At 43.6% G+C, this 20,338-nt stretch carries 16 protein-coding genes and 1 tRNA gene; 4 read left to right on the top strand and 13 right to left on the bottom strand.

Annotation, left to right across the window (positions count from 1 at the left end; all coding sequences use genetic code 11):
• Positions 1-322: 322 nt before the first annotated feature.
• Positions 323-399 (top strand) — tRNA-Ile (locus tag K1M91_RS10665).
• A gap of 497 nt (positions 400-896) precedes the next feature.
• On the opposite strand, the gene K1M91_RS10660 is transcribed toward K1M91_RS10665, so the two are convergent.
• The 7 genes from K1M91_RS10660 to K1M91_RS10630 form a co-directional block, all read right to left on the bottom strand.
• Positions 897-1,475 (bottom strand): inovirus-type Gp2 protein, encoded by a 579-nt coding sequence (locus K1M91_RS10660; RefSeq protein WP_232801742.1) that lies wholly within the window; start codon positions 1,473-1,475, stop codon positions 897-899.
• 276 nt (positions 1,476-1,751) lie between these two features.
• Positions 1,752-2,252 (bottom strand): hypothetical protein, encoded by a 501-nt coding sequence (locus tag K1M91_RS10655; RefSeq protein WP_232801741.1) that lies wholly within the window; start codon positions 2,250-2,252, stop codon positions 1,752-1,754.
• Complete coding sequence (locus tag K1M91_RS10650) at positions 2,249-2,443, bottom strand: AlpA family phage regulatory protein (RefSeq protein ID WP_232801740.1); 195 nt, start codon at positions 2,441-2,443, stop codon at positions 2,249-2,251. Before K1M91_RS10650 ends, K1M91_RS10655 begins: the two co-directional genes overlap by 4 nt.
• A 79-nt stretch (positions 2,444-2,522) precedes the next feature.
• The gene (locus tag K1M91_RS10645) at positions 2,523-3,194 is read right to left on the bottom strand and encodes a hypothetical protein (RefSeq protein WP_232801739.1); all 672 of its coding nucleotides are present in this window, start codon (positions 3,192-3,194) and stop codon (positions 2,523-2,525) included.
• Positions 3,195-3,196: 2 nt separating this feature from the next.
• Positions 3,197-4,486, bottom strand: coding sequence for a site-specific integrase (locus K1M91_RS10640; protein ID WP_232801738.1), 1,290 nt, complete (start codon positions 4,484-4,486; stop codon positions 3,197-3,199).
• 315 nt (positions 4,487-4,801) lie between these two features.
• Positions 4,802-5,878: a type I restriction endonuclease gene (locus K1M91_RS10635; protein ID WP_232801737.1), complete on the bottom strand. Its 1,077-nt coding sequence runs from the start codon at positions 5,876-5,878 to the stop codon at positions 4,802-4,804.
• 264 nt (positions 5,879-6,142) lie between these two features.
• On the bottom strand, positions 6,143-6,364 hold the full coding sequence (locus K1M91_RS10630; RefSeq protein ID WP_232801736.1) for a hypothetical protein: 222 nt from the start codon (positions 6,362-6,364) through the stop codon (positions 6,143-6,145).
• A 129-nt stretch (positions 6,365-6,493) separates the two neighbouring features.
• Between K1M91_RS10630 and yddG the strand changes: the two genes are divergently transcribed.
• Entirely contained in the window at positions 6,494-7,429 is a 936-nt protein-coding gene (gene yddG / locus K1M91_RS10625) for an aromatic amino acid DMT transporter YddG (protein WP_232801735.1), read from the top strand.
• A 129-nt stretch (positions 7,430-7,558) separates the two neighbouring features.
• Here the strand turns inward: yddG and K1M91_RS10620 are convergent, their stop codons facing one another.
• From K1M91_RS10620 to K1M91_RS10605, 4 genes are all read right to left on the bottom strand, one after another.
• On the bottom strand, positions 7,559-8,305 hold the full coding sequence (locus K1M91_RS10620; RefSeq protein ID WP_232801734.1) for a tRNA-dependent cyclodipeptide synthase: 747 nt from the start codon (positions 8,303-8,305) through the stop codon (positions 7,559-7,561).
• Between the two features lie 238 nt (positions 8,306-8,543).
• Complete coding sequence (locus tag K1M91_RS10615; RefSeq protein ID WP_232801733.1) at positions 8,544-8,948, bottom strand: DUF3574 domain-containing protein; 405 nt, start codon at positions 8,946-8,948, stop codon at positions 8,544-8,546.
• A gap of 93 nt (positions 8,949-9,041) precedes the next feature.
• On the bottom strand, positions 9,042-11,237 hold the full coding sequence (locus K1M91_RS10610; protein ID WP_232801732.1) for a nucleoside hydrolase: 2,196 nt from the start codon (positions 11,235-11,237) through the stop codon (positions 9,042-9,044).
• Between the two features lie 19 nt (positions 11,238-11,256).
• Positions 11,257-16,302, bottom strand: coding sequence for a diguanylate cyclase (locus K1M91_RS10605; RefSeq protein ID WP_232801731.1), 5,046 nt, complete (start codon positions 16,300-16,302; stop codon positions 11,257-11,259).
• 487 nt (positions 16,303-16,789) lie between these two features.
• On the opposite strand from K1M91_RS10605, the gene K1M91_RS10600 reads away from it, so the two are divergent.
• Together K1M91_RS10600 and tdh are read left to right on the top strand one after the other, a co-directional pair.
• Positions 16,790-17,986 (top strand): glycine C-acetyltransferase, encoded by a 1,197-nt coding sequence (locus K1M91_RS10600; RefSeq protein ID WP_232801730.1) that lies wholly within the window; start codon positions 16,790-16,792, stop codon positions 17,984-17,986.
• 2 nt (positions 17,987-17,988) lie between these two features.
• Positions 17,989-19,014, top strand: a complete 1,026-nt coding sequence (tdh, locus tag K1M91_RS10595) for an L-threonine 3-dehydrogenase (RefSeq protein ID WP_232801790.1) — start codon at positions 17,989-17,991, stop codon at positions 19,012-19,014.
• 83 nt (positions 19,015-19,097) lie between these two features.
• Here the strand turns inward: tdh and K1M91_RS21400 are convergent, their stop codons facing one another.
• Entirely contained in the window at positions 19,098-19,226 is a 129-nt protein-coding gene (locus K1M91_RS21400; protein WP_282561126.1) for a hypothetical protein, read from the bottom strand.
• Between the two features lie 155 nt (positions 19,227-19,381).
• A partial coding sequence (locus K1M91_RS10590; protein WP_232801729.1) for a hypothetical protein occupies positions 19,382-20,338 on the bottom strand: 957 nt, incomplete at its 5' end.

Here is a 20,338-nt window from a genome sequence, read left to right as displayed (position 1 = left end):
TGGCACTAACCCAGCAACCTCACCCGCCTGCTCCTGTAAAAAACCGCTTCACAGGCTGTTAAACAGCATCAACAAAAGCAACTTAATTCACCCTTTGCAGCAATTTTATGCAGTCAAGCCACTAAACTGACTATAAAATCAGCAAACGATTTTGCAGCAGTAGACAGAGCTTAACTAGCTATATATAATCTCCCCCGCTTAATAAGAAGAATAAACAGACCTTTTATCTTGCAGGTTTACAGCTCATTTGGCTGAACTAAGATAAGGATGTCGAGACAGGAGTTAGCGCTTCTGCAAACCTTTTAAAGCAACAATAAAATTAGGCCCCTTAGCTCAGCTGGTTAGAGCACCCGACTCATAATCGGTAGGTCCGCAGTTCAAGTCTGCGAGGGGCCACCAAATTTAGTAAGGTTAGTAGACGTAGTGTTTACTAACCTTTTTTTATGCTTGTCGTTTTTTAGTCAAGTAGTTAGTCAAGTAAGAAACAAGCGTGTCCTTTTTATGGACTCCAAAAAGCTTGAGAAGGTGATCAGTTAAATAAGGCGTGGGCAAGCTAGTCTCGAACTAAGGGCTAAACTATTACCGCCCCCCTCCCAACCATAACTTTTGTCTACTAGATTGGAACTGCTCAAATTCGGCTACTGTAAACGCCTCAATCAATAATTCAGACTGTCGGGCAACCAATTTTGCTATGAAGCAATAGCGGCCATTTGCTCTCTACCCTTGATAACCGTGACGCCTAAAACGAGAAAACCACTCTAAAGATTCGTGTTTTGTCAGGTTTTGTTAAGTTGCCCATGACTTCCGAATATTAGACTTAACTAATATAAGTTAGGGTAAATTAGGATTAACTAAGACAAAACCCACCTCAAAGATTCGAGGCAGATTATTTATGCTCAAGCGCGAGGCTTTAAACGACTGGTGCTGTAGTCTTTCGCTTGCTTGGCTCTGTAGCCCTTACCACGTCCTTTAGCTTGATAAGATAGCCGATAGATCACCTGCTGCTTAGCTTGAAAGTCATCACCAAATATATGGAAGTAACAATGGTTCACCCACTGTAAACATGAGCCACCCGCCGCCAACCATAGCGCATTTAACAAACCTGATATTCTACTAGGGTAAAGAATGCGCTTAGCATCAAGAAACAAGGCAACGTGATAATGCTGCTGTTTGGCTTTTTCGATCTCTCTAACCCAACTATAACCAAACCGTTTCATGCTGTATTCGCGCTGAAGCATCCCCCTCACACTGCTTATAAATACCGAAACTTCGCTGTTATTTTCGGTGTAAATCGGCATACTTAAATTAAAAAACAACACCATGACGCGCCTATGATGGCTACACATGGCGTTAAGTTGGCCGATGATAGTCTTGATATGGCGAGGGCAAATAGTATATTGCTGCCTGTCTCCTGTGTTCACTTCCCATGTTTGACCATCAACCATTATGTATGGATTATTGGTTAGGTATCTCATAGATAAAAGCCTACTTAGATAATATTAAAAACCCCCTTACTAGGTGTGCTCTGTGTTAGTGGTTACTTTCGCTTCTTGTAATGTTTCTTTTAATGCGGCCATGTTGAAACGCACTAAAAAAGCCAGTAAAACCACAAAACAAAACCTCGAAATGAGTTCTCATTTGTTCTTATAAAAAAAGCCATCGTTTTAGGATGGCTTTTCCATTGGCTTTGGCTTATCCTTCTTGGGCTGGTGGCGGTCGCCAAACTAACCACCAGCAATAGGACGGCCTTACTAAATTAGCGGTAGTTGGGAGGCCTCCTTCACCGCCTGTTCATATTGAACTATAGCTTTAGGCAATAGCTTAGTCTCGCTTTCAGCTTGCTTGCTTAGCGGTAGTTGGGAGGCCTCCTCCACCGCCTGTTCATATTGAACTATAGCTTTAGGCAATCGCTTAGACTCGCTTTCAGCTTGCTTGCGGCTGACTTCCCTAAGCTCTACTTTCCTTTCTTGCCTTGCTTCAGCATCCAAATTAGGGCACCCAGATTTATGCCTAGGGTCTAGCTTCCTCGCCACGATCACACCATTTTTCTTTATCGGAATGATGTTCCAGTATTCATGACGATCCCCCTCTAACTTCTGTAATGGGGCTCTCTGACTGCCTTTAAACATAATGAGTAAATCAAGCTCGCTGACTTCATCGTTATTAATAAGCGCCGATAAGTATTTATAAGCTTGTGCTTTAGGTTTAGGTATTGCCTTGTCTGGTGCGACAATGCTATCAGGGAATCTCATTTAGCCGCCCCTTCTAACTTAACAAGCCATTGCTCAAACGTACTTTTACGCCACCCTACAGCGCGACCATTCACCTTTAATGGCTCAGGCATTGTTTTATCTTTCGCATACCAGCGCCATAAACTGCGCTTGCTTCGGCCTATAATTTCACTCGCGTCATTTAGCGATAAAATCGGGTCAAAATCTCTCATGCGTTGCTCCTTATGTTTAATACCTGTTAAATGCTGACGTGAGGTATTAAACAAGGATTAACCATGACAAACGGAGCGACTATCCTGACTTTTTAGCTAATTTTTTTAATCCAGCGTTCTCTTTTACTTCATTCATATTAAAGCGTGTTTCTATATATGATCGGCGGTACGCCTTCCCCCTCTCGCCTATAAATTCCTCATTTATTATCTGGGTTACTTTATCTGCAAGTTGGGCTTTATTTAAACGAGGATTTTTTTCATGTTCACACAACGCTATTACCATTACTCGAGCTTTAACCTTATCACTCAATTCTGTTTTTTTTCGATTGCCTTCATCGGTCCCACTTTTATTAGCCGCCCCCTTAGCAATCTCCTCTTCAAACCTCACAGCTCCAAAATTAAATGCTAACGTGACGAGCCTCACTAGCTTATAAATCTCGATTCTTGGGCTATCGAGTAGCCCCATATCATCTAAATCTTTCACCATCATAATGAACTGCCTAGCGTACTCACACACAGCCAAATCAAGATCACAGCCCAAAGCAAATACTGTCCTTACATCACCAGCCAAAACAGCTTCAAACTCAGTATCATTAATTTTTCCTTCCGCCCTCAATAACTCAGCGGAATACTTAACGAAAGGAGCCAAGAATTGCCTAGGTGAATTAGGTACTTCATTTTCTGGGATCGGATAAGTTTGAAGGATTCCTTCTTTACCATTTTTTCTAACACTACATTTTTTCTCATTCATCCCTAAACCCTCACCATTTGAAGCACGTTATCTGTAATGCTTTGTTGTAGCTTTTGCTCCCACGATTCCAACGCCTTGCGCTTTTCTGGCAAATACTCGTAACGGTCGTAATGCTTTGATGAAACATCATTGAGCGCATGGTTTTGTAAACGGTCGCGGAGTGATTTAGAAATACCAATCTCACCCATTAGCGTTTTACACGTCCTGCGCAAATCTCTAGGGGTAAACGGTTTAATTTGAGGGGTTGCTTCACGATAGCGCGTCACACTTTGTGAAAGTGAATCTAGGCGTATATGCTCGCCATCATTAAAGCGGTGAGGAAAAATAAACGCATTGTCATGGCTGGGCTTTTGTCTTTCTAAAATGCTTAATGCGCTATCCGTTAGCGGTATGATGTGAGGTCGCTTGTTTTTGGAAATATCTGTCGCAATGAGCAGCGTTTTTTGCTGCCAATCAATAGCGCTCCACTTTGAGGCGGCCAACTCATAAGGGCGCTGTCCACCTGTAAACAAGCATAATAAAATCAAATGGCGGATAGACTCGCCCATCTTAAAACGCTGGTATTCATTGGTAAGGTCATCAATCAACAAGATCACCTCATCCATTTTCAAATAATGCTCTCCAACTCGCTCAGCATCTTTTTGCTTAGGAATGGCGGCAACTGGATTCATCACCAAACCAAACTTAGCTTCATCAATAAAGTTTGCAGGGTCGTTATCGTGTTTCAAGCCGTAGTTAAACGCTGCCATTAAGTAACTGCGCACACGGTTTGATTGTGTTTTAGCGCCACGCTTGATCATTGCGGCGAGGACAAGCATTAAATCATGCGTGGTCACGTCTTTCGCTTTGATTGCTGGTGGAATAAGGGGGTAGACTTCTTTTTCTAACGATTCAATAACGGCCTTGTGAGTTCGCTTGCCATCTTTCGCCATTTGCGCCACATAGGCATCAAATAACTGCTTTATGCTACCTTGACGCGCCTCTTCCCATTTTGCTTGCTCCTGCGCCTTCCTGACGCTTTCTATACGATCTTTCGGGTCGATACCCTGTAACACTAATTCGCCTAGCTCCTTTTGCTTACCTCGGGCGTCATTAAGCGATAATTCAGGAAATTGCCCTAGGGGTATAAACTTCGCTTTGCCTTCAACAAAGTAGCGAAACACAAAACGCTTGCTCCCTTTAGGCGTAACTTGAACACCTAACTTACCCCGTCCACGCTCTTTGTTTTTATCCCATTCGTAATATGGTTTATCTTTGGGCTTTAAGCCCCTTATGCTATTCACCGTTAACATGAAAACCCCTTGTTTAGTTACCACGCATAACTTGACTACAAAGTTTTTTAGTCAAGTAGTTAGTCAAGTAAGAGCGACACTAAACAAGAATACATGAGAACCAATGAAAACTGAATACCCACGTAGACCATTGAACTGTAATGATATTCATGGGTAATAAAAAGAAATGAGAACTTAAAGATAACAACAATATTACGACTCATAATCGGTAGGTCCGCAGTTCAAGTCTGCGAGGGGCCACCAAATTTATAAGCACTTAATATCATTGATGTTAGGTGCTTTTTCTTTTCTGGCTCTAACAGTGATTCTGCCTCTTTATTCATAGAGTGCTAACGTATTCTGAAGCTTCTCACTAAAGTTGAAAATATCATCAAGAGTATCTATTGGATGGCGAGTTTCATTTTTGTCTTCATCAAAGATACTGATATATTTTTGCCTAGTATTGAACCATAAACGACATAGTGGCTTGCGATTGTTATCATCGAGTAATATGCCAAAATAACTTTGAGTATCGCGAGCGCATACTCTCTGGGCTTCAACTTTTTGCCTTAGGATCGCTTTGATAATATTGAAGCCTTCAATTTCTTCCTCTGTAGTATGCACTTTTGATTTTTCAGTGGAAATATCACTTTCTTGACTCGATTCTTGAGCTTCTACTTTAACAGCATCCTTCCTGTCATCGCCAATAGCTGATTTTAACCGAGCATTAATACTGTCATTAAGGAACTGCTTTAATGCTTTAGTGGTAATTTCTAAAAACTGAGATTTAACTTTTGCTGTTTGAACACCTTCATACACTTTGGATGTAAAGAACTTCACAAACTCTTCGTCAGGATCCACAAACTGCTCATGCAATATTTTCTTTATCTGGTTTAGGTATTTGAGCTCTCCTGCAGCGTCCACTACAGATTCAACATCAAACGAAGACTTTGTCAGCTTCTTTATCTCAGGAACAACATGTTCATCCAAATCCTCAAGATCGAGAGTCAAAAATGGCTTCTCATCCATTTTGTTTGGTGCGTCAAGATCAGTATAAAATTGATATTGAGCGCCATTTGTTAGGATGGCTAATCGAGCATTTGTTGCTGAAAAATACCTGAATAACTGATTAGCATGCTTAGTAGAGAGCGGATCTCCATATTTCTTGCATTCGATAAGGATCTGAATAGCTCCATCTTTAACCAAAGCATAATCTACTTTTTCACCCTTTTTAGTGCCTACATCAGCAGTAAACTCAGGTATAACTTCACTCGGGTCAAATACATCATAACCAAGAACCGAATGTAAAAATGGCATCACCAAGGCATTCTTAGTTGCTTCTTCTGTCGCTAAATTACCTGATATTTGAGGAACCTTTTTCGAAAGAGCTTGAAGTCGTTCAATGAAATCCATATTTATCCCGTTAAAATTAAGTAATAGTCAAACTGCAAAATCAAATATACATCAAGATACAAATAAAAATACTTGAGGGAGGTAGGGTTTTTGACCATTCTTGAAGTGGTATATAAGCTTATTCACAAACCTAGCCTTGCCAACAAACTACAACGCACTAACTTACAAAAACAGAAAGCAGCCGCTTGAGTCAGCTCGGTAAATTGCACGTCGTCAGTGCAGGCCGCGTTGGTTTTTTTGAAAATTTGATAAAGAGCTTGCGAATTATGAAATACTCATCATTACTGAATACCTGTTTGCAGGCGACTTCGCCCTTCTTGAAGACCATAAGCCAAAGCGGATAAAGTTAAATTGAACGACTGCATCAAGCAGCATAGCCAAGATAACAATAGGCATTAAGTGGTCATCAAAGTGTCTATCTCTTAACTCGGGGAATAAGGGGTAGCCGCGCTGGTAACGGTATAAGTTGCCACTTTCCCCTTTCATCTTTATGTGCAGGTCTCCCTCCAGAGCTATCCACTTTATGAAGCGTCAATTTGCAGTATCTTGTGCTAGAGCCTAAGTGTTGTTATCTTGGCGTAGCGCCAGCTAGCCTTGTCTCTGTTAGGGTTTACTATGTCTTTATTTATTAAGCACAAATATACATTATTTGGGGTGGTTGCGATCCTGCTTTGGAGCAGCCTAACCGCGCTGATCAGGGATGTGTCGGAGCTTTTTGGCGCCATAGGTGGCGCAGCTATGTTGTACACCATTAGTTCGATTTTTTTAGTGTCGGTTATGGGTGTGCCCAAAATCAACAGCTTTCCTAAGCGTTACCTTGTCATCGGGGGGTTGCTGTTCGTGTCCTATGAGGTGTGTTTTGCGCTGTCTTTAGGGATGGCTAATGACAGGCACCAGTCAATGGAAATGGCCGTGATTAATTACTTGTGGCCAGCCATTACCATACTGTTAACCGTTATAACTGGGCAGCGTAAAGTGAATGTATTGGTTTATCCCAGTGTGATTATCGCGTTTATTGGCGTGGCTTGGTGCATCTCTGGCGATAGCGGCATTTCCATTAACATATTAATGAGTAATATTTCCGAGAACCCGTTAACTTACTTTCTGGCTTTTTCTGCAGCCATGATTTGGGCGGCATATTGTACAATCACAAAAAAAATGAGTGATGGAAAAAACCCTATTGCGTTATTTTTTATTGCGACCGCTGTTACCCTATGGATTAAATATGCGTTCAGCGACGAGTCTGGTTTTCACTTCACACTTAGCACTTTTGCAACACTGTTGCTGTCTGGTGTTGTGATGGGGTCAGGGTACGCGTTATGGAATAGAGCTGTTATTGGTGGCAATATCATGCTTTTGGGGACCATTTCTTATTTTACGCCGGTCTTTGCTACGCTTTTTTCTTCGGTCTATTTATCTGTCACGCTCGGGGCGTCATTTTGGCAAGGTGTTGCCCTTGTTACACTCGGTTCAATAATTTGTTTTTTTGTCACCAGAGAAAAGACCACGTCGAGTGATGATGTTAAATCACCAGTGAAAACTGAAACCTAGCTTGTATTACGCTCAGTGCATTCAAAATACAAAAGCAGTGCAAGGAAACCAAACTTGTTGATAAGCAGGTTAGCTGTAGTTGAAGTGTCGCTTAACTAATAAATCAGTAAAGCGACGAATGTCTATATATTAGGCACACTGAAGCAGCATTTTCTTCCCACGCCTCTTAATACGCAAACTGACATTAACTAATTTATCTAACTCAACTGGGAGATCGCTAAATATTCTATCTGAAATCTGCTGAAAAATAGCAAGCGAACCAGGGTAAACCAGTGTTTCATAGCCAGACGATATCATATAACAAGTCTCTGCTAGCTCTTCAAGGACATACTCTGACGACAGCTGAATTGCACGATTGGGCTTCACTATATGCTGCCGTGCAATAAATTGGTCAGCAAAATGCTCTACGGCACTCCTAAACTCAATATCTTGCTCAAAGATCGCCTTTAAAGCCGAAAGGTAACCCAACACTTCAGGTAAATGATAAATTTCAGATCCACGAATAAGATCGAAAGGTTTGCCTGTTTTGCTATTTCTTAAAATATGCCCCTGAGAACTGAGAAAAGAATTTCCAAGGTTGATTGCATGGTTAAAGCTTTCCTCTCGAGTAAAATCATTATTTATTTGTAGGGTTAAACGGTGAACATGGTCACCGAGGAGAAAGCAGCAGTCAGAGTATCTATTTGACACAAAATCAATTATTGATTGAAGTTTATATCCAATGAAGGCGGGGCTTTCTAAGCTTATTCCGACAAAACATTTTGTGCCGTGAATTGATGCGCTACGCGCAGACGCGGGTGAAACTAGACGAACTTCTGCTTTATAGCGAAACGAATGGTCGCTGGTTGAAGGTGGTGGAGCTGTTTCATTAGCCATTAAATTGCCCTGCATGTTTCCAAAATCTGATGGTGCGTAGCATGCTGTTTCTAAAACATACTGTACCTTTATATACTTTTAAGTGCCTTCCTAATGGCGTGCATACAATCATATAAAAAGACTAAAAAAGACAATAGAAATAACAAATTATAACTTTAAAAACAATTAATTAAATATAAAAGTCAAGAAAACATATTGACACAGAAAGAGGTGCCTCAGAATGCAATCGCTAAGCACACTATTTACTCCGCTCTGGTTCTTTTTCTGTAACAAACTCAAGCTTGGCCACAGGGTGCTGTACCATCATGACTGAGTCTTGATGAAACATTCTGGCATATAGACGCGCGATGGCTTCGGCATCAGGAATACTTGCCGCTTTCATCACGATTGTGACAATTTTGGCGCGCTCCGGCTCGCCCTGCCAATAGCCTACGGAATCCACCACATTAAAACCGGCGAAGCGTGGCACTATTTGCTCTGACAAAAATGCATCCCATTGTTTCATCGTCACGCCGCTGCCATCGGGGATGGATAAACCAAAATACAATTGCACGCTATAGTAATCACTTGCCAGTACGCGCAACGGAGTCAGTGCAATGACGATAACCAACCAAACGCATAATCGCTTTTTACTATTAAACATAATAGGTCCAACAAGTTAGGTGATTGATGTTAAGTGACACGCACGCCACTGATTAATGTAACGTGCGCAATCCAAATAGAAGTGATTTGGTGGTTAAATCCCTCTTAAATATCCTCTTTTTCGGCCACACTCCATTTCCCACTGCACGCCGTATTGGTCACGCCAATAAAAAAACGACATTGGGAAAGGCGACAGCACCATTGGCGGCCCTTGAATATCGCCATCACTGCCATCGGGATAATGAACCATTTCAACGCCGGGTTGGTCTTTAAGGTAATTAAAAGCTTCCATGATGTCGTTCACTTCAAGTGCGGTATGGCGAATGCCGCCCATGTCGTTGGTATTTTTAATGGTAATGGTTTGTTGCCCCTTCGGCTCATAATACCGCATCAGCTCAAGGTACAAACCGGCCGTAGGGTGATGTAAAAAGCGAATATCAACATCCACTTTGCCGTTCTCAAAACCTGCGTCTTTAGCAAAAGAGCTTAAGGTTAGATGTGGATAGTCCATTTTTTCGCCATCGTCATCATAAGCCTGCTCAAAACCAAGCACGCGCTGATAAAACGCTGTCGCCTTATCAACATCATCAACCACAATATTAAGGTGAGAAACTGCTGAAATATATTTAGCGGGATCCCTTGGGTTGATAATTCCCGATATTAGCGATGATGCAAAATCGCGAGCCACGCCAGTGCAATAAAGCACTGAATAAGGGCTTTTACATTCTGGTGATGCCACTAAATATGGTTTGTAAGTATTGGCAGTGCCAAAGCGTCCGCCCTGTGTGTCGTCTGGCGCAATACGCAGTTCAACAGGCAATTTTTGCCATTGATAGTGATTAGGGTTGATAGCAAATCCCGCCGCGAGGGCATCAAAGGGATTAAACCCGCAAGCGCCGAAATCTTTCGTCCACATGTTTAGCCAAGGCTGTGAGTGTTTACTTAGGTATTCACCTACACCATGGCTATCCGCTAAAGTATTGAGGTCTTTTTGTGTTAGCCAAACTTGGTCGGCCAATTCAAAAGGTGTGAGCACAAGGGGCACGTGGCTTTCTAGTAGCACACGAAAGGCATCTGGATCTAAGTCAAAATTTAGGTCTCTAAACGGGGTAGTTTGCTTCGGCCCAGCAATAAACGACTCTTTTTCACTGCTTCGCCCTGCCACCAGTACCACTTGATCGATATTGGATACAAGTTCAGGGTACAGTAAAACTAATGAGGCAATATTGGTTGCAGGACCAATCGCCACAATCGTCATCGCCCCTTTTTTTAACTCTTTTGCTAATCGCTGAACAGCATCATTGTCTTTAACGGCGCCAATCTGCAAAGCTTCGCTAGCGCCTTTAACTACGGGCAAAGCAACAGGGCCAAATCGATTAGCCAGCATTTTTGCCAACTTGTAAGCCGTATCCACATCGGTATTACCAAAAACGGTACTAATGCCTTGCACCTTGATATTGCTGGCATTAAATAAGCTTAACAGAGCATAGGCATCGTCTACATCACATGGCTTGCCTGAATCAGATGCTGCGCCGATGGACAGATCCGTATCAACCCAAACCCGTGTTTTCTCAAGCGCATCTAATACTGTTTTTGTGACTAAATCTACCGACGCTGGATTTTGCCCCGTGATCAGCCCTTTTTCACAGACCACAAAGCGGGCATTAGGTTGCTCATGTTGATAACAAGCGCCCGCTGCCACTAAAGCATCTTCAAGGTGATAAGGCAGCGCTTCAATGTATTGTGGCGGGGTTAATTTCTCTTCCGCATCGCTAAAGGCGGTTAGCTTTAAACTGGCAACTAAAGGTGAGCCGTCTGGCTTAGTTGCTGATAACAAACCGGTCGGACCATGGCAAACAGAGCCGATTAATTTATTATTGGCATAAAACTCGCTGACAATGCGCGCTAACCCTCGGCTTTGTTTAAAGTCCCAAAGCGTGCCATGACCACCACAAAGAAATAAAGTGGTATAACTAGCGGTATCTATTACATCCACTGATGGCGTGTGGTCTAGCTGATTCATCGCGAATTCAGATGCCATAAACCGACTGACTGCAGGGGTAACAAATTCACCTTGCGCACTGAGCGGATCGGCTTTAGCAACGCCACCTTTTATCGATGCAATAGTGACTTCATAGCCGGCATCAAAAAAGCCCCAAAACGGCGTGGCTAATTCATTAAACCAAAACCCAGTTTTATCACCAGTACCATCCAGATCGGTATGACTGGTCACCACCAATAGTGCTTTTTTGACCTGTCGGCTATTATTTTTATGCTGATTCAGTTGCACTTTTCCTTCCTTATAAACGCTAGTCTAATTTAACAACCACCTGATTTCTGCCGCTACTCTTGGCTTCATATAGGGCTTGGTCCACTCGTTTTAGCACGGTATCAATGGTGTCTTGTCTGAGGAAAGGGGTGACACCGATGCTCACCGTAACCTCGCCTACTTGCTCATTGTCAATATTAGAAATGACACGACCTAACTTAGCTGCACTGGCCATTGCGCTTTCAATGTCACATTGGCTGAGCACAATGAACTCTTCTCCCCCCCAACGCCCCGCTACATCTACATTGCGTACCGAGCGTTGAATGGCAGCAGCAAGATTAACTAACACCTTATCGCCAACATCATGGCCGTAGGTATCATTAACCGTTTTGAAGTAATCAACATCTAACATCAGGATCGAAGCTGGCTCTTCCCTTTTCTCCCTTCTTGTCAACATTAGTTGGATTTGATCTTCTATATAACGGCGGTTATAAATTCCCGTTAGTTGATCGGTGACCGACAAAGCGTAAAGTTCTTTATTTTTCTGTGTTAGTTGCTCATTGGCCTCGCACAGCTTAGTCGTTCGCTCACTCACCAAGTCTTCGAGATTTTTATTTAATAGCTCTAAGTCATGATACATCTTGGCATTTTCAAGGGAGATGGCGGCCTGAGAGGCGATGATTTGCAAGGTATGCACCCGCTCTAACTGAAAGGCCTGTGTTATATGGCTATTTTCAAGATAGAGCACACCTGACAACTGCTTTTGTCGAACGATTGGTACACATAGTACCGATATATCGTCGCGCGCCATCAGATAAGGGCAGCGATCGAAATGCTCATCACGATTATTAGGGGTATAGATCACCGAGCACTTTGCATTAATTACATAACGGACGATGGAATGCGACAACTCCTGAGATTCAGAGTAAGGCAAATGAAGTGCGGTGGTATCATTTGAGCTAGACTCAGAAAGAATGGTGTGCGAAACCAAAAATTCACCATTACGCTCAAGTAATAACACCCCTCGTGTGGCACACGCATTCTCAACCGCTAAGCTGAGTAACTCCTCCGCTAACTTTTCCATGTGAATATGCTGCGATATAGCTTGAGAAGCCTTAACCACTGAGCCCATATCAAGGGCGGCAGAAAAGTCTTCGGCCGCTAACATCGCGTCTAACGTTACATTAATGGTGGAGGAGTCTAAGTGGCGCGCGGTAACCAATTCAGGGAACTGCGCCTTCATCGCTAGTACCTTACCGCGAGCGCCCCATTGTTCGTAACCTGCTATCGCTCGCTTTAAGTAGCTACGCGACTGATAGGCTTTTCCGACAGCCCGCCAAAACAGTCCCGCCAGCTCATCAGTAAGGGCTGCGTCCATGAGAAAACGGGCGTTTAACGCAGCTTCTCTCGCCAACTCATAATGATCGAAGGCGCCCATAATATCATCGTGTAGCCTTAACCATTCAGCTTTGAGCATTAAATACTTGTGTCTAAAGTTTGCAGGACAAAGCTCTCCCCATGTTTCAAACTTACTCAGCTGTTGCCGGATCAAGCCAAGCTGCTCATCCCTTGCCGTCCCAGTTAGTTCAGTGCAACCAGCGCTGAGGTGCAAAGCGGTGTACAGACAACTGTCAACTTGAATGATCTGCGCTTGTACTGTGCTTTCAATAATCGGCAACCATAATGTGAGCTTGTCGGCAGGTTGTATGCTTCTAGCAAGCAAGGAGGCTCTTAGCATTGAATAAAGTGTGTGGCCAAGAAAGAAAGGCGCATCCTGATAGACGTCGAGTAACCCCGCCGTCGAAAATGATGGATCATCAAGGGAATAAAAGTCAGTGGTTTCACCTTTTAGGTGACGCACTGGTTGCTCAACAATAATATTCAATAATTGAGCGATGTCATTTAGGCTATTTGCAGCAAGGTATTGCTTACTTTCTTTGACTTGCGCTTCAACCTCTTTTAGCTGTGCTCCTGATGCTAAAAGCAAATGAGGCTTTTGCAAAAACACCCACCCGGCATAAGGTGAGCCTGATTCCATTGATAGCTTTGATGCCTCATGCCAGTAATGATAGCTGGATTTCAACGGTTCAAGCCAATGGTTAATACCAAGAGAGAACACGTGGTAAGTGTAATTTTGAAACGTGGGGTTTTTATATTTATCTGCCAGTCTAACCGCTAAGCGCCCTATTTTATGGCCCTCTTTATACTCACCGCTGGAGCATAGAATGGTGGCATAGTTAATGAACCCAGCCGACGTTGCTAAACAATTGCCCTGCTCCATTGAAAGCCGAGTACTGATTGCCGCTGCGGCTGCCAATAGTGCGCCTCGTCCGAGCAAATAACTGTCAGTAAACAAGTCAAACAGCAGTTCGTGAACGAGGGTAAAGTCTGGGTCGACGACATTTTTTTGTTGATATAGGCGCTCGGGATCTTTCTGTAATAGCAAAAGCTCTATCTTCGCTTTTTCCTGTGCAAAAATTTCGAGCAGTGCCGAGTCATCAGTTGGTAAGTCAATACCAAGCAAGCGTAAGGCTTCATACTCGTATTCTACCGATTTAAGATAGAGCCCCTGATGGTGATATTGCTTGGCTTGGATATTACAAAGGTGCAATTTACCAGTGCTTGAGGTTATTTTATTTCTCAGCACACTATACAAAGCTTCAGCCTGCTCGAATTCCGCCACTAAATAGCAGGCTTGGGCCAATTCAAGCTCAACACTAATCATAATGTCTGCGTCGGCCGCCAACCCCAACCACTGCAGCTGCTTTTGAGCATGCTGTAAGCAAGAATAAGACACACTATAAGCCGCAGACTGTTTGGCTCTTTTACCCGCTTTTAAATTAAGCTTAACCAGCTGCATCAGCCGAGAATGCTCTATGCCACTGCTACAGCCTTGATTGAGATGTTCAACCGCGTCAAATAACTTATCTTCTAAGGTGCTACCGCCAATTTGGCTTAACAACTGCCAACCAATAGACCAATGCAGCTGCATCTGCTGCGATGGCGTCAGCATGCTATAGGCCGCCTGTTGGATCCTATCGTGGACAAAGCGAAAGTTAACATCTGGCAGCTGGCTGCCGTTTTCGCTACTCAGCAGCTCAAAGTCATCGTCCATGGGCTGAATAAAGCCTTTACTCACGGCTGGGATCAACGCACGAGCGACCGCTGACCGAGGGTTATCAGCAAGACTCGTTAATAGATCTAAACTAAAGGTATTGCCGATACAACCCGCTAGTTTGAGTAACTCGGTCGTATTTTGCGGTAAATAAGCCATGTCGGCTTGCAACATTTTCGCCGAGTTTTCTGTGCGCGGTAAACTCTCAACTCCTTTTCTAATCCATTGCCAACCATGACTGTCGTAGTCGTAATAAATGTTTTTCTGATGGTAAAGCGTGGTGAGCATGGTTTTGAACACTAATGGGTTACCTTTACTTTTGTCATGTAGTAACTGCACAAGAGAAATAATTTCTTGCTCGGGTAATTCAATAGTATCTTTTAACATCGCCATCAGCGCTTTGCTTGACAATTCCTCTAGCTCAATAGTCACCATATTGTGACAACTCTGCGCTAAGCTCGGCATGGCGATCATAAGTGGATGTGTCTCTAACACCTCATTACTGCGATAAGCACTAATAATCAGTAATGTTGAACCCACCAATGTAGGAGCGATGGCTTCAAGTAGCGAAAGCGAAGGCGGATCGATCCATTGCAAATCATCAATAAAGAAAACCAAAGGCTGCTCAGCATGGCCAAGCGCATAGATCAGATTAAAAAACGTGCTATTAAAGCGCGCTGAAGCAGCTTCAGTCGCAAGAGGTTGGCATTCAGGCTGAGGCCCAATTAACAATTCTAATTCAGGTATCACATCAATGAGTACTTGTCCGTTAACGCCGACGCCAGCCAAAACATGCTCTTTCCAGAACGCTATTTTGTCTTGATCTTCTCCCATTATCTGCCTAATCAAACTAGTTAACGCCTGTAATATTGCAGAGTAAGGCTGATGACGTAAAACTTGATCATACTTACCACTAGCAATATAACCCCCTTTTAAAGTGAGGGGACGGTACAACTCTCGGATCAGTGATGTTTTGCCAATACCTGAGTGACCCGCAACAAAAACTAAATGGCCATGGCCATGACTGACTTGATCAAAAATACTGACAAGCTGGCCCGTTTCCTGCTCACGACCATAGAGTTTGTCAGGAATGATGAACCAATCATGCAGGTCATTAGTTGCTAATTCAAACTCATCAATTTTATTAATATCACGCCACTGAGTAAGGCAACGCTCCAAATCAGCTTGCACGCCCTGAGCACTTTGATAACGTAAGTCAGGCGACTTATTCATCAGCTTCATGATGATATTGGCGATTATTGGGGGTAATTTAGGTGCAATGTGAGACGGAAATACGGGCTCAATGGCAATATGGCTGTGAATAAGGGCGTTATCGTCTTTAGTCGTAAACGGTAGCTGCTTGGTAAATAGCTCATAAAGCAAGACGCCTAGCGAGTAAAAGTCCGTTCTAAAATCCAACCCACGGTTCATTCGCCCTGTTTGCTCTGGCGACATATAAGGGCGAGATCCTTCAATAAAAGTAGGCTTGATAATGTAACGAGAACGATTAGGGAATTCTAGCGAAGAGCAAAAGTCAATCAGCGTAACATCACCTGTTTTAAGGTTAATAAGCACGTTACCTGGCGAGATATCACGATGACAAAAGTTCTGACGATGCAGCGCACCGATGAGACGAGTAAGTTGAACTGCAATTATTAATGCTTTCTCAATAGAGATATTGCCGATACTTTCATATTCTCTTAAGGAAATGCCTTCAACCCATTCACGAACCAAAACGGCTGAATTTTTAAGCTCAATATAGTCAATCGGCTTGGGTAAGCCCACGCCTTTAATTAGCCCAAGTATAAAGAACTCTCGCTTGAGTGCTGAAAGCTGCCTCGGATCAGGAAAGTCTGCGGCGGGTATTTTTAAAGTAACCGCTAATTGGTCCGAATCTCTTGTCGCTTTATAAATGCAACTCTGGTGTCCCCTGTATACCAGCTCTAAACCAGAAAATCCCTCTACCAGCATTCACCCCTACCCCTAAAATATGCTCAATGTATTTCCCTGAGCAAGAATAGCCTCAGGTTAATTTTTCATTTTTATGATAATCAAAAAATACTAGGAAAAATCAGGCTAAAGCAGCATTATTGCTATTACATTAACAATATGTCTCCTAATTTGAACTGTTCCACTTTCTCAATCTTCATTACTCATGCCTACCCCATCATTCAAATAGCTTAAAACAATAATTAAACAGAGATTTAGCTCGGTAAAATCGGAGGTTGATTGTCCTTTTCTATAGCATCTATTTATCTATAGCATCTATTTATCTATAGCATCTATTTGTGCCTTAAATTCACAAATGCTTTTCCCTTTTAGGGGATAATCCGATGCTGTGGCTTGAATTACACTATCTTTATCATGTTAGTAACGCCTATTTGAATCGTTACTAGGGTTTCATCAAGCCAGCCTCCCCTTGCCATTTTGGCAACGCTGAGGCGATAAGGAATCGGTTATGTCTGCGGCATTTTATCAGCAAGTCCAACAGCAATTAGCAGAGTTGAAAAGCGAAGGTCTTTATAAATCGGAGCGGGTGATCACCTCGCAGCAACAAGCGGCAATTGCTATTGCCAGCGGCGAGCAAGTATTAAATTTTTGTGCCAATAACTACCTAGGCCTTGCCAACCACCCTGCCCTGATTGAAGCCGGTCAGGAAGGCATGGCCAGCCATGGTTTTGGCATGGCGTCGGTGCGTTTTATTTGCGGCACCCAAGACATTCACAAAACCCTTGAGCAAAAGCTATCAGCCTTTTTGGGTAAAGAAGACACCATTTTATATACCTCATGCTTTGATGCTAACACCGGTTTGTTCGAAACGATTTTAGGCCAAGAAGACGCCATCATCTCCGACGCCCTTAACCACGCCTCGATCATTGACGGTGTACGTTTGTGTAAAGCGATGCGCTACCGCTATGCCAATAACAATATGCAAGAGCTAGAAGCACAATTGATTGCTGCCGATGCCGCCGGCGCCCGCACTAAATTGATTGTTACCGATGGCGTATTCTCGATGGATGGCGTGGTCGCTAACTTACCCGCAATTTGTGATTTAGCCGATAAATATGACGCCTTGGTGATGGTGGATGACTCACACGCGGTGGGCTTTATGGGCAAAAATGGTCGTGGCACTCATGAATACCACAACGTGATTGACCGTATCGACATCATTACCGGCACTTTAGGCAAAGCCATGGGCGGCGCCTCAGGTGGTTATACCGCAGGTAAAAAAGAGGTGATTGACTGGTTACGTCAACGCTCGCGTCCTTATTTGTTCTCAAATTCAGTGGCACCCGCCATTGTTGCCGCGTCAATCCGAGTACTTGATTTACTAGCAGAAAGTGATGCCCTGCGTGACCAGTTATGGGCTAACTCGACGCATTTTCGCGCGCGCATGGAAGCGGCTGGCTTCACCATGGGCGGCGCCGATCACGCAATTATTCCTATTATGCTTGGTGATGCCAAAGTGGCGGCTGAATTTGCTGAGCGCGCCTTGGCTAAAGGCATTTATGTCATCGGATTCTCGTTCCCTGTCGTGCCAAAAGGCCAAGCGCGTATTCGCACGCAGATGTCAGCGGCCCATAGCCGTGAACAGCTAGATAAAGCCATTGATGCGTTTATTGCAGTGGGCCAAGACATGGGGTTAATCAAATGAAAATTAAAGCGCTGGCAAAATTAAAACCCGAACAAGGCGTGTGGATGACACAAGTTGATATGCCTGAATTGGGTCATAACGACTTGCTAATCAAGATAAGAAAAACCGCCATTTGCGGCACCGATATTCATATCTATAACTGGGACGAATGGTCACAAAACACCATTCCCGTGCCTATGGTGATTGGCCACGAATACGTGGGCGAAGTGGTCGGCATAGGCCAAGAAGTGCGCGGCTTTGTATTAGGCGATCGCGTATCGGGCGAAGGTCACATCACTTGTGGCCATTGCCGTAACTGTCGCGGTGGTCGCACGCATTTATGTCGTAATACTGTTGGCGTGGGCGTCAATCGCACTGGTGCCTTTTCTGAGTACCTAGTGATCCCAGCGTTTAACGCCTTTAAGATCCCTGATGGTATTTCAGATGATTTAGCATCTATTTTCGACCCTTTTGGTAACGCCGTTCATACTGCGCTGTCATTTGACTTAGTTGGTGAAGATGTATTGATCACTGGCGCTGGCCCGATTGGTATTATGGCCGCAGCCGTGGCCAAACACGTTGGCGCACGTCATGTGGTGATCACCGATGTGAATGAATATCGCCTTGATCTGGCTCGTAAAATGGGCGTAACTCGTGCAGTAAACGTAAGTGAACAAAATCTCGAGCAGGTAATGAGCGAGCTCGGCATGACCGAAGGATTTGATGTGGGTCTTGAAATGTCAGGCGTGCCCAGTGCGTTTTGCTCCATGCTTAAAACCATGAACCACGGCGGTCGCGTCGCGCTACTGGGTATTCCACCCTCTGATATGGCCATTGATTGGAGCCAAGTGATCTTTAAAGGCTTAGTGATCAAGGGCATTTATGGTCGTGAAATGTTTGAAACTTGGTACAAGATGGCATCATTGATCCAATCAGGCTTAGATCTGACCCCAATCATCACCCATCACTTCAAGGTGGATGACTTCCAACAAGGTTTCGACGCCATGCGCAGCGGGGCTTCGGGCAAGGTTATCCTTGATTGGCGCTAATGGCTATTAGGCTTCAATCATCAAGAAGCCTTTACTCGCTGCCTCAATAATAAAACCGTAGCCTTTAAACTGAAGATTCAACGCTAAACGGTGCAGCGCTTGATGGGTGCTTTTATTGGGTCGGTAGCCATAGCTATAGGGAAGAAAGTCCGCTTCCCTGATACTTGTAATACTTGGCTTACACCTTGTTGCCCCCATTTTTCATCCGCCATGGCAAGCCCAGCGGTCTCTGTTTACCATTGCTGGGAATAAAAACGCATTTGATGCTATTGGCTCGAATGCGCTTATGCTTAAGGGCATCGTCAGCCGAGTAATGTTGCTAACTAATTACTGGCTGATAAGCCGGCATAGTGACTCTAGCCCAAAATTAGTGATGTTCGGCAATCACCACATCATAGGTTGCATTATTACAATGACCATTCTGAGTGCTCGAAACAATCCGAGCGAGCTCCAAGCCATTATGATCATAAATTACTATAGAGCCTTGATTATTGATAACGATATCGATATTAGCTTGGTAAGCTTGGCTTGAATTAGTTGACAAGCTATAGCTGGCTCCAGTATCCATAGAGAGTGTCCAAGTCGCTTTAATATGACTATTTTTACTTCCTCCGGCATGTTGTCGTGCAACTGCTTCTTGTATATCAGGATTTTCAGCTAATATCTGCTGCAATAGAGAGAAAATTTCCATGCTATAGCTTAATCGTTCCTTGTCAGTTGTTAGATCTGTTTTAATCTCTTGGAAATCAGCCCCCCCCAGAATATTCAACGACATACCTGTTGCTTTAACAAACTCTTGAGTATTAGTTAAACAGGCTGACTCTAAGATGCTAGCTTGTTGTTGAATAATTTCTGGTGTGAGGTAAGTTGGAGCCTCTTCATCTGGAACAGGTGGAATGTTATAACCTTCAGGAGCGACTTCAATATATCCAAAATAGTTCTCTTCATAGGTTCTTAGCTCTGGCTCGCCGTGATCTTTAATAGCAGGTTCAATTTGGCTTTCAGGCAAAGAAGCTACAGGTAAACTAGATTCAAGCTGCAAAATGGGGCTTGGCTCACCTTGCTTAACTCGCTGTGGATTCTCCGCGGGCACTAATATAGGGGCCGCCACAGGCTGCTCGAACTCAACTAGATTAGGCACTTTATCTAACGGGATAACCGGAACATTAACGTCTTGTTTTTGAGGACCTGTTAATAGGTCAACCGCCTCTTTAGCTTTAGCTAATGCGGCATATTTATCACCGCCACCAGTAATGGCATTATTCATACGGTGAGCAATAAGACTAGGCGTCGCACCAAAAGTACTTTCTTGATTAATCAGCCC

The sequence above is a fragment of the Motilimonas sp. E26 genome (assembly GCF_021278025.1).
Classification (GTDB): Bacteria; Pseudomonadota; Gammaproteobacteria; order Enterobacterales; family CBDFNC01; genus Motilimonas.
This window is presented reverse-complemented; position numbering and strand designations above follow the sequence as displayed.

Bases quoted from the DNA above. Each gene is read 5' to 3' on its own strand.
- K1M91_RS10630 (WP_232801736.1), bottom strand. From the start codon at position 6,364: ATGAAAGGGGAAAGTGGCAACTTATACCGTTACCAGCGCGGCTACCCC.
- K1M91_RS10620 (WP_232801734.1), bottom strand. From the start codon at position 8,305: ATGGCTAATGAAACAGCTCCACCACCTTCAACCAGCGACCATTCGTTT.
- K1M91_RS10645 (WP_232801739.1), bottom strand. From the start codon at position 3,194: ATGAATGAGAAAAAATGTAGTGTTAGAAAAAATGGTAAAGAAGGAATC.
- K1M91_RS10650 (WP_232801740.1), bottom strand. From the start codon at position 2,443: ATGAGAGATTTTGACCCGATTTTATCGCTAAATGACGCGAGTGAAATT.
- K1M91_RS10615 (WP_232801733.1), bottom strand. From the start codon at position 8,948: ATGTTTAATAGTAAAAAGCGATTATGCGTTTGGTTGGTTATCGTCATT.
- K1M91_RS10635 (WP_232801737.1), bottom strand. From the start codon at position 5,878: ATGGATTTCATTGAACGACTTCAAGCTCTTTCGAAAAAGGTTCCTCAA.
- K1M91_RS10640 (WP_232801738.1), bottom strand. From the start codon at position 4,486: ATGTTAACGGTGAATAGCATAAGGGGCTTAAAGCCCAAAGATAAACCA.
- K1M91_RS10600 (WP_232801730.1), top strand. From the start codon at position 16,790: ATGTCTGCGGCATTTTATCAGCAAGTCCAACAGCAATTAGCAGAGTTG.
- yddG (WP_232801735.1), top strand. From the start codon at position 6,494: ATGTCTTTATTTATTAAGCACAAATATACATTATTTGGGGTGGTTGCG.
- K1M91_RS10660 (WP_232801742.1), bottom strand. From the start codon at position 1,475: ATGAGATACCTAACCAATAATCCATACATAATGGTTGATGGTCAAACA.
- K1M91_RS10655 (WP_232801741.1), bottom strand. From the start codon at position 2,252: ATGAGATTCCCTGATAGCATTGTCGCACCAGACAAGGCAATACCTAAA.
- K1M91_RS21400 (WP_282561126.1), bottom strand. From the start codon at position 19,226: ATGGCGGATGAAAAATGGGGGCAACAAGGTGTAAGCCAAGTATTACAA.
- K1M91_RS10605 (WP_232801731.1), bottom strand. From the start codon at position 16,302: ATGCTGGTAGAGGGATTTTCTGGTTTAGAGCTGGTATACAGGGGACAC.